The organism is Kineococcus radiotolerans SRS30216 = ATCC BAA-149 (assembly GCF_000017305.1).
Lineage (GTDB): Bacteria > Actinomycetota > Actinomycetes > Actinomycetales > Kineococcaceae > Kineococcus > Kineococcus radiotolerans.
The window spans coordinates 1,544,545-1,557,451 of the sequence record NC_009664.2; the positions used below are offsets into that span (position 1 = coordinate 1,544,545).

A 12,907-nucleotide genomic window follows, 5' to 3' on the forward strand; every position below is an offset into this window, starting at 1 on the left:
GTCAGGCGGGCTGGTACGGGGAGACGACGACCTCGATGCGCTGGAACTCCTTGAGGTCGGAGTAGCCCGTCGTGGCCATCGAGCGGCGCAGCGCGCCCATGAGGTTCGTCGTGCCGTCCGCGGCGCGGCCGGGGCCCTCGAGGATCTCGGCCAGCGGGGCGGCGGTGCCGACCCGGACGCGCTCCCCGCGGGGCAGGACGGAGTGGTGGGCCTCGGGACCCCAGTGCCAGCCGCGACCGGGCGCCTCGGTGGCGCGGGCCAGCGACGCCCCGAGCATGACGGCGTCGGCCCCGCAGGCGATCGCCTTGACGATGTCGCCGGAGGTCCCGACCCCGCCGTCGGCGATGACGTGGACGTAGCGGCCGCCGGACTCGTCCATGTAGTCCCGGCGGGCGGCCGCGACGTCGGCGACGGCGCTGGCCATCGGGGCGTGGATGCCCAGCACGGTGCGGGTGGTGTGGGCCGCTCCCCCGCCGAAGCCGACGAGGACCCCGGCGGCGCCGGTGCGCATGAGGTGCAGGGCCGCGGTGTAGCCGGCCGCCCCGCCGACGACGACGGGGACGTCGAGCTCGTAGATGAACCGCTTGAGGTTCAGCGGTTCGCTGCGCCCGGAGACGTGCTCGGCGGACACCGTCGTGCCGCGGATGACGAACAGGTCCACGCCGGCGTCGACGACGACCTTCCAGAACTCGTTGGTCCGCTGCGGGGAGAGCGCCCCGGCGACGGTGACGCCCGCGGCGCGGACCTCCGCGAGCCGGCTGGTGATGAGCTCGGCCTTGACGGGTTCGGCGTACATCTCCTGCATGCGCGGGATCGCGACGACCGGGTCCAGGGCGGCGATCTCGGCCAGCAGCGGTTCCGGGTCCTCGTAGCGGGTCCAGAGGCCCTCGAGGTCGAGGACGCCGAGGCCCCCGAGCTTGCCCATGAGGACGGCCGTGGCCGGGGAGGCGACGGAGTCCATCGGCGCGCTCATCACGGGGATGTCGAAGTGGTACGCGTCGATCTGCCACGCCGTGGAGACGTCCTCGGGGTCCCGCGTCCGCCGGCTCGGGACGACGGCGATGTCGTCGAAGCTGTAGGCGCGTCGCCCCCGCTTGCCGCGGCCGATCTCGATCTCCTGCACGCGGACAGGCTACCCGCTGCGGGCCCCGCGACCGTCCGTCGCGGGGCCCGGCAGCGCGGCGGGACCCCTCAGCGGCCGCTGTAGTTCGGCGCCTCGACGGTCATCTGGATGTCGTGGGGGTGCGACTCCTTCAACCCGGCCGGGGTGATCCGGACGAAGTTCCCGACCTGCTGCAGCTGCGGGACGGTGCGCGCCCCGGCGTAGAACATCGACTGCCGCAGACCGCCGACGAGCTGGTGGGCGACCGCCGAGAGCGGCCCGCGGTAGGGCACCTGGCCCTCGACGCCCTCGGGGACGAACCGGTCGTCGGAGGCGACGTCGTTCTGGAAGTAGCGGTCCTTGGAGAACGACCGCCCGCCCTGGCGGGTCTGCTGGGCCCCCAGGGACCCCATGCCGCGGTAGCTCTTGAACTGCTTGCCGTTGATGAAGACCAGGTCCCCGGGGCTCTCGTCGCACCCGGCGAGCAGGGAACCCAGCATCACGGTGTCCGCCCCGGCCACGAGGGCCTTGGCGATGTCGCCGGAGTACTGCAGACCGCCGTCGCCGATGACCGGGACCCCGGCGCGCTTGGCGGCCTTGGCGGCCTCGTGGATGGCGGTGACCTGCGGGACCCCGACCCCGGCGACGACGCGGGTCGTGCAGATCGAGCCCGGTCCCACGCCGACCTTGATGCCGTCCGCGCCGGCGTCGACGAGGGCCTGGGCCGCGGCGCGGGTCGCGACGTTGCCGCCGACGACGTCGACGTGCGCGGCCGCGCTGTCGCCCTTGAGCCGGGAGATCATCTCCAGCACGGCCTGGGAGTGCCCGTGCGCCATGTCCACGACGAGGACGTCCACCCCGGCGTCGACGAGGCCCATCGCCCGCTTCCAGGCGTCCTCGAAGATCCCGATCGCGGCCGCGACCCGCAGCCGCCCGTCGTCGTCCTTGGTGGCCAGCGGGTACTGCTCGGACTTCACGTAGTCCTTCACCGTGATCAGCCCGGTGAGGCGGTTCTCGGCGTCGACGATCGGCAGCTTCTCGATCTTGTGCTGGCGCAGCAGCTGCATGGCGTCGTCAGTGGAGATGCCGACCGGCGCGGTGACCAGCGGGGCCTTGGTCATGACGTCGCGCACGGGGCGGGAGAAGTCGCTCTCGAAGCGCAGGTCGCGGTTGGTGACGATCCCCACGAGGCGGCCGTCGGCGTCCACCACGGGCACCCCGGAGATCCGGTAGCGCCCGCAGAGGACGTCCACGTCGGCCAGCGTGGCGTCCGGGGTGGTGGTCACGGGCTGGGTGACCATGCCCGACTCGGACCGCTTCACGAGGTCGACCTGGGCGGCCTGCTCCTCGGCGGACAGGTTGCGGTGCAGCACGCCGAGGCCGCCCTGGCGGGCCATCGCGATGGCCATCCGGGACTCGGTGACGGTGTCCATCGCCGAGCTCAGCAGCGGGATCCGCAGGCTGACGCGCTTGGAGACCCGCGTCGAGGTGTCCACCTCGGAGGGGATGACGTCGGACTCGCCCGGCAGCAGCAGGACGTCGTCGTAGGTCAGACCCACGAACCCGAAGGGGTCGTGGTGCTCGGCAGGGGCATCGAACGAAGGGGTGTCCTCGGACCGCACGCTCACCCCCCGATGCTACGACCCGGCGGCGGCCCCGGGGGACGCGTCCGCGGCCGCGGAGGACTCGTCCGCGGTCCCCGGGGTCGGCTCCGGCCCCGCGCTGGGCGAGGGTTCGGGCACCGGCAGCGTCGGGGTGACCACGTCGCCCGGGTCCCCCGGCTCCGGCTGCGTCGGCGTCTCCACCGGCGTCTCCGGGGCGGGGGGGACCTCGGGCTCGCCCGGGGTCGCAGGGGGCTCCGTCGGCTCCGTCGGCTCCGCGGGCCCGGTCGTCGGCTCCGCCGGGCTCCCGGGTGCGGGGTCCGTCGGCGGCGGGACCGGGGTGTCGGTCGGCTCCGCCGGCGGGGCCGGGGTGCCGCCGGGTCCGGGGGCCGGGGACCCGGTGCCGCCCGGGGCGGCCGGGGGCGACGCGGGCGAACCCGTCGACGGCTGGCCGCCGACCGGGGCCGACGGGACGACGGGGACGGTGGTGCCCGGGCGTCCCGGGGTCGCTGCTCCCGTGGGGACGCCCGTGGGGGGCACCGGGACGACCGGGGCCGCGGGGGTCGTCGGGACCGACGGGACCGACGGGTTCGTCGTCGGGGCGGCGGTGGGCTCCTCGGCGCGGTCGGGGCGCTGCGGGACGACCCAGGTCGGGGAGGGCGACGCCGTCGGCGTCGCCGTCGCGGTGGCCGCCTTGACGACCTGGCCCAGCAGCGAGTCCGCGGGGGTGGGGGTGGGGGCGGCCGAGGGACCGTCCACCGGGCCCGCGGCGACGGGGGTGTCGGGACCGGGGTCGCGCAGCTCGGCGAGGGTGGTCGCCACGGACAGGGCGACGTCCTCGTCGACGACGTCGGACCCGTCGAGCTGCTCGGCCAGGTTCTCCACGCGGGCCAGGGCCGTGTCGCGGTCGCCGGCGCTGAACTCCTTCTGCGCCTGGGCGAGCTCGCGCTGCACCCGCTCCTCGGGGGTCCCGCCGAAGGCGCGGAACACCGTGTCGGGGAACCAGCCGGGCAGCTGGAGGGTCGCCGAGGCGGCGACCCCGCTCTCGGCCCCGGTGATCGACCCCGCGCCGGTGGCCGCCGCCGCGGCGGTGCCGCCGAGCAGGGCGAGCGCGGCCGCGGCGGCCGCGGTGCCCCGGCCCAGGCGCAGCAGGGTGCGCCGCGAGGCCGTGAGCACGCGCGGGGGGGCCGGCGCGGTCTCGGGCGGCGCCTGGTCCAGGGCCGCCAGGTCGGGGATCTGCACGGGGCGGACGCCCGCAGTCTCGGGGTCGGCGTGCAGGGCGTAGGAGTCCAGCAGCCGGGCGACGGCGTCGCGCAGGTCGGACTCGGTGGCGTCGTGCTGGCCCAGCCGGTCCAGCAGGGCGTCGGTGGCCAGCAGGTCGGGCAGCGAGACCGCGCCGGAGCGCTCCTCGCCGGCGCGGGCCTCGCGCAGGTGCCCGTCGCGCAGGTGCCCGTCGCGCAGGTGGCCGTCGCGCAGGTGGCCGTCGCGCAGGTGCCCGTCGCGCAGGTGGCCGTCGCGCAGGTGCCCGGCGGTGGTCTCGTCCGCGTCGCGGGGCCCGGAGCCCGGGCGTTCGTCGTCGTTCACGGCGCCACCTGCAGGGAGACGTCCTCGGCGGCGGTCTTCCGCAGCTTCTGCATCGCCCGGTGCTGGGCGACGCGCACGGCCCCGGCGGTCATGTCGAGGGCCCGGCCGGTCTCCTCGGCGGACATGCCCGCGCCCACCCGCAGCGTGATGATCTCGCGCAGCTTGGGCGGCAGGGTGTCCAGCAGCCGGCCGACGGTCTCGGCGTCGAAGGTGTCCAGGGCGAGCTGCTCGGGACCCGGTTCGGTGGTCGCGGCGTCCGGGACGGCCTCGGTCGGCACCGGGGCGCGGTAGGAGGCCCGCTGGGCGTCGGCCACCTTGTTGGCCGCGATGCGGTACACGAACGCCTCGAAGGGGCGCCCGGTGTCCTTGTAGCGAGGCAGGGCCGTCAACACGGCGATGCAGACCTCCTGTGCCGCGTCTTCGGCGGCGTGATCAGCTCCGGGCAGTCGCCCGAGCTTGGCCCGGCAGTATCGGTGGACGAGGCGGCGCACCGCGGCCAGGAGGTCGGCGACGGCGCTCTGATCCCCCGTCAGCGCGCGCGTCGCCAGTTCCTGGAGCCCCCCGGCATCCGTCCTGTCCATCGGCCGGGAACGGCCCGGTGTTACACCCGGAGCGGGGCGGGTCGCCCCGTCGTGCTCGGGGCGGGCGAGCTCCCCCGCGGGGTCGCCGGGGAACTCCACGCGCGGGAGGTCGGGCACGACGGCGGCACCGACGTCACGCCGTACGGCGTCCGCGTCGGGCCGACCGCCGGCCTCGTCGCCCCCTGGGCTCACGCACCTACCGTACGAGACCCCAGCGGAATCCCACAGCCACCGCCTGAGCGCGGTCGGCGGCCTCCAGCTTGCGGAACAGCCGGCGCGCGTGCGTCTTGACGGTGTCCTCGGACAGGAACAGCTCCCGGCCGATCTCGGCGTTGCTGCGCCCGCGGCTCATGCCGACGAGCACCTGCTGCTCGCGCTCGGTCAGGACGGGCGCGCGGCCGGTGAGCACCGCTCGCGTGCGGTTGCCGCCGCGGCGGCGGCTGACGTCCTGCAGCGCCTGGAGCACCGCGGTGGCGAGCTCCTCGCGCGAGACGTCCTTGACGAGGTACCCGCGGGCGCCGGAGGCGACCGCGCGGGCCACCCCGTCGCCGTCCTCGGCCATCGTGGCCATGAGGACGTTCGCCTCGGGGTGGCGGGCGAGCAGCCGGCGCGCGGCCTCGACCCCACCGATCCCGGGCATCCGGACGTCCATGATCACGAGCGAGGGCCGCTCGACGGGCCAGCGCTGGAGCGCCTCCTCGCCCGAGGCCGCACCCACGACGCGGGTCACGCCCGGGACGGCGGCCACCATGCGTCGCATCGCTTCGCGCGCCAGCGGAAGGTCATCGCAGACCAGTACCGTTGCCACCACAAACCTCTTCCCTGTGTGGGTGGAGCGTGGCCGTCCGTGGCCTCGCTGGGTCGCACGTCGGGTGCGCCACACAGGGAGTGTCGGCACGCGGGGCCTACCACCTGAGCGCCGCGGTGGGGCCGGAACGGGAAGACCGGCGTTCAGGCCGTGACCGCGGCCACGCACCGGGCGACGGCGTCGGCCAGGCCGCTCGCGGGCTCGGCCCCGGGCAGGCGGTCCCGCACGGCGGGGCTCCACCCCTCCCCCACGAGCACGAGCAGGGGCGCGGGCCGGACCCGGGCCAGGGCGGCGAGGTCCTCCACGACGCCGTCGGCGGGGGTGGTGGCGGCGTGCAGCAGCAGCGCCGGGGGCCGCGCCCGGCGGACCGCGGCGGCTAGGACCCGCACCGGCACGCCCTCGCCCACGCTGCGCGACCCCGCGCCCACCGCGGCCAGCGCGGCGGCGGCGGCCAGCAGCACCGGCCCCCGGGGCGCGCCCGCCGCGGGGTCGTGCAGCCCGGCGAGCAGGACGGCGCGCTCGCCGGTGGCGACGGGCAGGGCGGCCAGGGTGCGGGCCACGGCCGCGTGCATCGCCGCGTCGCGGGTGGCCAGGGCCGGGCTGAGCACCGCGTCCCAGGCGGGAGCGACCCCGCGGCCGCGGACCTCCTCGCTGAAGCGGTCCGCGAGGCTGCTCACCGCCCAGTCGGCGTCACCGGGGCCCGGCCCCTCCGGCAGGGGCCGGCTCTCGGCGTCCTCGGACTCGTCGGCGCCGGCGGCCCCGGCGCCCTCCGCGCCGGCGGGGTCGCCCAGGCCCACGTCCAGGCCCGCGTCCAGGCCCGCGTCCAGGCCGGGGATGAGGCCGGAGCCGGGCCCGGCGATGGCCGCCGCGTCGGTGACGGCGGCCTCGATGACGGCGGCGGGGATGGTGGAGACGCTGGCCAGCGCGAAGCCGCCGTCGGCGACGGCCGTGGTCGCGGCGAGCTGCGCGGCCTCGGCGGGGGCGACCCCCTCGAGGGTGAGGCGGCGCATGACGACGAGGCGGGCGAGGTCGGCGGAGGAGTAGCGGCGGTGGGCGCCCGCGGTGTGCTCGGAGGGTCCCAGCCCGTAGCGGCGGTCCCAGGTCCGCAGCGTGGCGGGAGCGACCCCCAGGCGGCGCGCGACCGCGGCGACGGTGAGCGTCATGCGCGGGGCCGGCGGGACGGCGGATCCCGGGGCGGGCACGGCGGGGGACATGACCCGAGTGTCCCAACCCCGCGAACGGGGCGCCACTCGCCCCCGGTCAGGGTTGTTCAGGGTTGTTCAGCGCGTTCGGGTGGCGGAGACGCCCGGAGTCTGCCCGTTGTTCAGCACGTTGTTCACGTTCGCGCCGCGTCCCGGTCACCGTCGATCCGGGACGGATCTGAACAAGTTCTGACCAGGGGCTTGAACAACTTCTGACTCGGTTGTACGTTCAGGGCAGTCAGCAAGATCCCCCCTCCCCCAAGGAGCGCACCATGGCCGAGATCTCCCGCCTCCCCGGACCCGTCGCCGACGTCTGGGAGTGGCAGCTCGACGGCGCCTGCCGCGAGGCCGACCCGAACCTCTTCTTCCACCCCGAGGGCGAGCGCGGCCCGGCCCGCCGCAACCGCGACGCCGCGGCGCAGGCCGTGTGCGCCGGCTGCCCCGTCCTCGAGATGTGCCGCAAGCACGCCCTCAAGGTCCGCGAGCCCTACGGCGTGTGGGGCGGCCTGACCGAGGACGACCGCGAGGCCGTGTACGCCACCGAGCGCCGCCGCGGGCTGCGCATCGCCAGCTGACCCCCCGCTCCACCCGTGCGCGGTGTGGTGCGGCGCGCGGACGCGAAAGGGCCCGGCCCCCCTCGGGGGAGCCGGGCCCTTCGCCGTTCAGGGGAGGGGGTCAGTGGCCGTGACCGTGGCCGTGACCGTGACCGCCGCCGTTGACGGCGAGGTCCTCCTCCTTCTTGTCCACGACGAGGGTGTCGGTGGTCAGGACCATCGACGCGATCGACGCGGCGTTGCGCAGCGCGGAGCGGGTGACCTTCACCGGGTCGAGGACACCGGCGGCCAGCAGGTCGACGTACTCGCCGGTGGCGGCGTTGAGACCGCTGCCGACCTCCAGCGAGCGGACCTTCTCGACCACGACGTAGCCCTCGAGGCCCGCGTTCTCCGCGATCCAGCGCAGCGGCTCGGAGGCCGCCTTGCGGACCAGGGCGACACCGGTCGCCTCGTCGCCGGTCCGGCCGAGGTTGTCCTCGAGCACGGAGACGGCGTGCACCAGGGCGGAGCCGCCGCCGGCGACGATGCCCTCCTCGATCGCGGCGCGCGTCGCGGAGACGGCGTCCTCGATGCGGTGCTTCTTCTCCTTGAGCTCGACCTCGGTGTGCGCGCCGACCTTGATGACGACGACACCGCCGGAGAGCTTGGCCAGGCGCTCCTGGAGCTTCTCGCGGTCCCAGTCGGAGTCGGTGCGCTCGACCTCGGCCTTGATCTGCGCGACGCGGCCGGCGATGTCCTCGCTGGAGCCGGCGCCGTCGACGATCGTGGTGTCGTCCTTGGTGACGGTGATGCGGCGGGCGGTGCCCAGCGCGTCGAGGTCGATCTGGTCGAGCTTGAGGCCGACCTCCTCGGCGACGACCTGCGCGCCGGTGAGGGTGGCGATGTCCTGCAGGATCGCCTTGCGGCGGTCCCCGAAGCCGGGGGCCTTGACCGCGACGGCGTTGAAGGTGCCGCGGATCTTGTTGACGACCAGGGTCGACAGCGCCTCGCCGTCGACGTCCTCGGCGATGATCAGCAGCGGCTTGGCGGCCTTGAGGACCTTCTCCAGCAGCGGCAGCAGGTCCTGGACGGTCGAGATCTTGCCCTGGTGCACCAGCACGTAGGCGTCCTCGAGGACCGCTTCCTGGCGCTCGGCGTCGGTGACGAAGTACGGGGAGATGTAGCCCTTGTCGAACTGCATGCCCTCGGTGAAGTCCAGCTCCAGCGCGGTCGTGGAGGACTCCTCGACCGTGATGACGCCGTCCTTGCCGACCTTGTCGAAGGCGTCGGCGAGCAGCTCGCCCACGGCCGGGTCCTGCGCGGAGATGGTGGCGACGTGGGCGATGTCGCCCTTGCCGTCGACGTCGCGGGCCATCGAGAGGAGCTGGTCGCTCACGGCGTCGACCGCCGCGTCGATGCCGCGCTTGAGCCCGGAGGGGGCCGCGCCGGCCGCCACGTTGCGCAGGCCCTCGTGGACCAGGGCCTGGGCCAGGACGGTCGCGGTGGTGGTGCCGTCACCGGCGACGTCGTTGGTCTTGGTGGCGACCTCCTTGGCGAGCTGGGCGCCGAGGTTCTCGTACGGGTCGTCGAGCTCGACCTCGCGGGCGATGGTCACGCCGTCGTTGGTGATCGTCGGCGCACCCCACTTCTTGTCGATCACGACGTTGCGGCCCTTGGGCCCCAGGGTGACCTTGACGGCGTTGGCGAGCGCGTCGACGCCACGCTCCAGCGCCTTGCGGGCGGTGTCGTCGAACAGCAGCTGCTTGGCCATGTGTGCGGACCTTTCCGTTCAGTGGCGAGCTTCGGGGCGAGAACAGGAGACGCCCCGGGCACCCGGAGTGCGGGCGCCCGGGGCGTCAGGACCTGAGGTCGCTTACTTGGCGACCTTGGCGAGCACGTCGCGCGCCGAGAGGATCAGCAGCTCGTCGCCGCCGTACTTGACCTCGGTGCCGCCGTACTTGGAGTAGATGACCTTGTCGCCGACGGCGACGTCGACCGGCACGCGGTTGCCGTTGTCGTCCACGCGGCCCGGGCCCACGGCCAGGACTTCGCCCTCCTGGGGCTTCTCCTTGGCGGTGTCCGGGATGACGAGACCGGAAGCCGTCGTCTGCTCCGCGTCGAGCGGCTTGACGACGATGCGGTCCTCGAGCGGAGTGATGGAGACCGACACTGGTGCGGCCCTCCCCTTCTGCTTCAGCGAACTGGCACGGACGGTCGGTCAGGGAGCGGACGACCGTCGTCGCGGGTGCCGGGCGGCCGCTGCCCCGGTTGGCACTCCCCAGGGGGGAGTGCCACCGACGCTGCGCGGAACGCTAGCACTCAGGCCGGGCGAGTGCCAGATCCGGTGCCCCTCCTGGCAGAGTCGGGCGGGTGAACAGCGCCACGACCCCGACCATGACCCCGGACGACGTCGACGCCCTGACCTCCCCCGCGGGGCGCGCGCTGCTCGCCGAGCTCGCCGGCACCGAGGCCGAGGACCCCGTGGCGCTGGCCGCCCGGCTGCGCCGCGCCGGCCACGACCCCGCCCTCGCCGCGCTGGCCACCACCCAGTCGCGGCTGCGGGCGAGGGCCGCCTCGAAGTTCGGGCCCCGGGCGCAGGACCTGCTGCTCACCGCCGCGGGGGCCGAGCAGGCCACCCGGGCCGTCGTCGCCGCCGAGCACGCCCGCCGGTTCGCCGCCGCCGGGGTGCGCCGCGTGGCCGACCTCGGGTGCGGGGTGGGGGCGGACTCGCTGGCGTTCCTGGACGCCGGGCTCGACGTCCTGGCCGTCGATGCGGACCCGGTGACGGCGGCGGTCGCCGCGCACAACCTGGGCCGGCCGGTGCGGTGCGCCGACGTCACCGCCGGGGTCGTCGACGAGCTGGGCCCGGGCGACGGCGCCTGGTTCGACCCGGCCCGGCGCACCTCGGGGGGCCGGCGCCTCTTCGACCCCGAGGCGACCTCCCCCCCGCTGTCCTTCGTCCTCGCCACCGCCGCCCGCGTCCCTGCGACGGGCGCGAAGCTCGCCCCCGGGCTGCCGCACGACCTCGTGCCCGCCGGGGCGGAGGCGCAGTGGACGTCGGTGGACGGCGAGGTCGTCGAGTGCGCGCTGTGGTCCGGTCCGCTGGCGCGGCCGGGGACCGGGCGCAGCGCGCGCGTGGTGCGCGGGGGGCCCTCCGGGGCGGCGGTGGTGGAGGTCGACGACACCGACCTGCCGGTGGCCGACGTCGGGCCCGTCGGGGAGTTCCTGCACGAACCCGACGGCGCGGTGATCCGCGCCGGCCTCGTCGCCCGGGTGGCCGCCGACCTGGGGGGACGCCTGGTCGACGAGACCATCGCCTACGTGACGACCGACACCGGCCTCACCTCCCCCCTCACCCGGGCGTTCCGCGTCCTGGAGGTCCTGCCGTTCGGGCTGAAACCCCTGCGGGCGCGGTTGCGCGCGCTGGACGTGGGGACGCTGACGGTCAAGAAGCGGGGCACCGCGGTGGACCCCGACCAGCTGCGCCGGCAGCTGGCGCTCAAGGGGTCGCGCCCGGCGACGATCGTCCTGACCCGCGTCGCCGGGCGGCAGAGCGTCCTGGTGGTGGAACCGGTCAGCCCGTGACCCCGGCCCGGAGGTCGGCCCGCAGGATCAGCGCGTCCACGTCGTCGGGCTGGTAGTAGCGGGCCCGGCGCGCGATCTGGACGAACCCCTCGCTGCGGTAGAGGTTCTGCGCGGGCTCGTTGTCCGCGCGCACCTCCAGCAGCAGGTGGGTGGCCCCGGCCTCGACGACCGCGGCGCGCAGGGCCCGCAGCAGCGCCCGCCCCGTCCCCCGGCCCTGCTGGTCGCGGGCCACCCCGACGGTCTGGACGTCCGCGTCGGCGCCGGCGACCACCACCCCGCCGTAGCCGACGACGCGCTCCCCCTCGAGGGCGACGAGGAAGCGCCGGTCGGGGCGGGCCAGCTCCCCCCAGAACGACTCCACCGACCAGGCGGAGCGGCCGAAGAGGTCGCGTTCGAGGGCGTGCACGTCGGCGAGGTGCCACCAGCGCATCCGGTGCAGTTCCACCGCGCCAGGGTAGGCGGCCGTCCTGACGTCAGGACGTCAGGACGGCCGGAGGTCAGGCCGGCCGGTCGGCGCGCTCCTCGCGCACGTCCACCAGCAACCGGTCCGAGCTGGTGCGGAACCGCTTGGTGCCCAGCATCATCGCCGCGGCCAGGAACGGCAGGACGCCCAGCGCGGCGATGCCCAGCGCGTCGGAGCCGGTGGCGTTCGCGATCGCCTCCCGCAGGTTCGGGGCGACGAAACCCCCGAGGTTGCCCAGGGAGTTGATGAGCCCGATGCCGGCCGCGGCGGCGGTGCCGGTGAGGAACGCCGTCGGGAACGACCAGGTGATGGGCCCGATGCTGAGGAACGACGAGACCGCGACCGTGATGAAGACGATGCCCAGCAGCGCGTACCCGTTGGCCCCCGCCCACGCCGAGGCGAAGACGAAGATCCCCGTGCTGACGAACAGCAGCGCACCCCAGACCCGGCGACGGGTCACCGTCACGGCGTGCTTGCCGGTGAAGTAGCAGGCGAAGATGCCGACCGTCCACGGGATCGCCGCGATGAGCCCGACCTCCCAGCCCACGTCGCGCCCCACGAGCCCGGCCACCTGCTTGGGCAGGTTGAACGTCACGCCGTAGACCGCGATCTGCAGGCAGAAGTAGATGACCGTGAAGTACCAGACCCGGCCGTTGCGCATGGCCGCCCACACCCCGCTGGGCCCGTCGCTGCGTCGCAGGTCGTCCTCGGCGGCCATCGCCTCGCGCAGCGCCGTCTTCTGCGCCACGGACAGGAACGACGCCTTCTCCGGGGAGTCCACCAGCAGGAAGATCGCGACGACGCCGGCGGCCACGGCCAGCAGGCCCTCCACGGCGAACATCAGCTGCCACCCCGTGATCCCGCCCTCCGCGGCGTCCCCCAGCTCGATGAGGAGCCCCGAGAGCGGGGAACCGATGATCTGGGAGAACGGCTGGGCCAGGTAGAAGATGGCGAACAGCCGCACGCGGTCGCGGTTCGGGAACCACTCCGAGAGGTACATGATGATGCCGGGGAACAGACCGGCCTCGGTGACCCCGAGCAGGAAGCGCAGGACGACGAACGACGTCTCGCCCTGCACGAAGGCGAAGGACGCCGACACCAGGCCCCAGGTGATGGCGATGCGCGCCAGCCACATCTTCGCCCCGAACCGCTGCAGGGCGAGGTTGCTGGGGATCTCGAAGAGGGCGTAGCCGATGAAGAACACCCCGGCCCCGAACGCGTACGCCGCTCCGGAGATCCCCCGGTCCAGCTCGAGGGCGTCCTCGGCGAACCCCACGTTGGTGCGGTCCAGGAACGCGACCACGTAGAGGATCACGATCATGGGCATCAGCCGTCTGGTCGCCCGGCTGACGGCCGAGGCGAGCACCGTTCCGGACGGTGCGGCCGGCGTCGTCGCTGGCATGGGGACCTCCTCGTCGAGACTTCCCGCTGTAACGATCGACAGGCTA

Annotated in this window: 12 protein-coding genes; 2 read left to right on the forward strand and 10 right to left on the reverse strand. The window is 74.9% G+C overall.

Annotated elements, in window-relative coordinates:
* Position 1: 1 nt before the first annotated feature.
* The 6 genes from KRAD_RS07395 to KRAD_RS07420 form a co-directional block, all read right to left on the reverse strand.
* Complete coding sequence (locus KRAD_RS07395) at positions 2-1,123, reverse strand: GuaB3 family IMP dehydrogenase-related protein (protein ID WP_012084920.1); 1,122 nt, start codon at positions 1,121-1,123, stop codon at positions 2-4.
* Between the two features lie 68 nt (positions 1,124-1,191).
* Entirely contained in the window at positions 1,192-2,661 is a 1,470-nt protein-coding gene (guaB, locus tag KRAD_RS07400) for an IMP dehydrogenase (RefSeq protein ID WP_203417699.1), read from the reverse strand.
* A 78-nt stretch (positions 2,662-2,739) separates the two neighbouring features.
* The gene (locus tag KRAD_RS27485) at positions 2,740-4,287 is read right to left on the reverse strand and encodes a hypothetical protein (protein WP_012084922.1); all 1,548 of its coding nucleotides are present in this window, start codon (positions 4,285-4,287) and stop codon (positions 2,740-2,742) included.
* On the reverse strand, positions 4,284-5,060 hold the full coding sequence (shbA, locus tag KRAD_RS07410; RefSeq protein ID WP_275263055.1) for an RNA polymerase sigma factor ShbA: 777 nt from the start codon (positions 5,058-5,060) through the stop codon (positions 4,284-4,286). The genes KRAD_RS27485 and shbA overlap by 4 nt, the downstream gene beginning before the upstream one ends.
* A gap of 4 nt (positions 5,061-5,064) precedes the next feature.
* Positions 5,065-5,676, reverse strand: a complete 612-nt coding sequence (locus KRAD_RS07415) for a response regulator transcription factor (protein WP_041291960.1) — start codon at positions 5,674-5,676, stop codon at positions 5,065-5,067.
* A 143-nt stretch (positions 5,677-5,819) separates the two neighbouring features.
* The gene (locus tag KRAD_RS07420) at positions 5,820-6,890 is read right to left on the reverse strand and encodes a MerR family transcriptional regulator (RefSeq protein ID WP_012084925.1); all 1,071 of its coding nucleotides are present in this window, start codon (positions 6,888-6,890) and stop codon (positions 5,820-5,822) included.
* 260 nt (positions 6,891-7,150) lie between these two features.
* On the opposite strand from KRAD_RS07420, the gene KRAD_RS07425 reads away from it, so the two are divergent.
* Positions 7,151-7,453 carry a WhiB family transcriptional regulator gene (locus KRAD_RS07425; protein WP_012084926.1) on the forward strand — a complete coding sequence of 101 codons (303 nt, stop codon included), beginning with the start codon at positions 7,151-7,153 and terminating at the stop codon, positions 7,451-7,453.
* A 100-nt stretch (positions 7,454-7,553) separates the two neighbouring features.
* Here the strand turns inward: KRAD_RS07425 and groL are convergent, their stop codons facing one another.
* Both groL and groES read right to left on the reverse strand, forming a co-directional pair.
* Positions 7,554-9,182 carry a chaperonin GroEL gene (groL, locus tag KRAD_RS07430; protein ID WP_012084927.1) on the reverse strand — a complete coding sequence of 543 codons (1,629 nt, stop codon included), beginning with the start codon at positions 9,180-9,182 and terminating at the stop codon, positions 7,554-7,556.
* Between the two features lie 102 nt (positions 9,183-9,284).
* The gene (groES, locus tag KRAD_RS07435; RefSeq protein WP_012084928.1) at positions 9,285-9,581 is read right to left on the reverse strand and encodes a co-chaperone GroES; all 297 of its coding nucleotides are present in this window, start codon (positions 9,579-9,581) and stop codon (positions 9,285-9,287) included.
* A gap of 200 nt (positions 9,582-9,781) precedes the next feature.
* Between groES and KRAD_RS07440 the strand changes: the two genes are divergently transcribed.
* On the forward strand, positions 9,782-10,996 hold the full coding sequence (locus KRAD_RS07440) for a class I SAM-dependent methyltransferase (protein WP_203417511.1): 1,215 nt from the start codon (positions 9,782-9,784) through the stop codon (positions 10,994-10,996).
* Here the strand turns inward: KRAD_RS07440 and rimI are convergent.
* Positions 10,986-11,441 (reverse strand): ribosomal protein S18-alanine N-acetyltransferase, encoded by a 456-nt coding sequence (gene rimI / locus KRAD_RS07445; RefSeq protein WP_203417513.1) that lies wholly within the window; start codon positions 11,439-11,441, stop codon positions 10,986-10,988. The genes KRAD_RS07440 and rimI overlap by 11 nt on opposite strands.
* A gap of 52 nt (positions 11,442-11,493) precedes the next feature.
* The gene (locus KRAD_RS07450; RefSeq protein ID WP_012084931.1) at positions 11,494-12,861 is read right to left on the reverse strand and encodes an MFS transporter; all 1,368 of its coding nucleotides are present in this window, start codon (positions 12,859-12,861) and stop codon (positions 11,494-11,496) included.
* Positions 12,862-12,907: the final 46 nt, after the last annotated feature.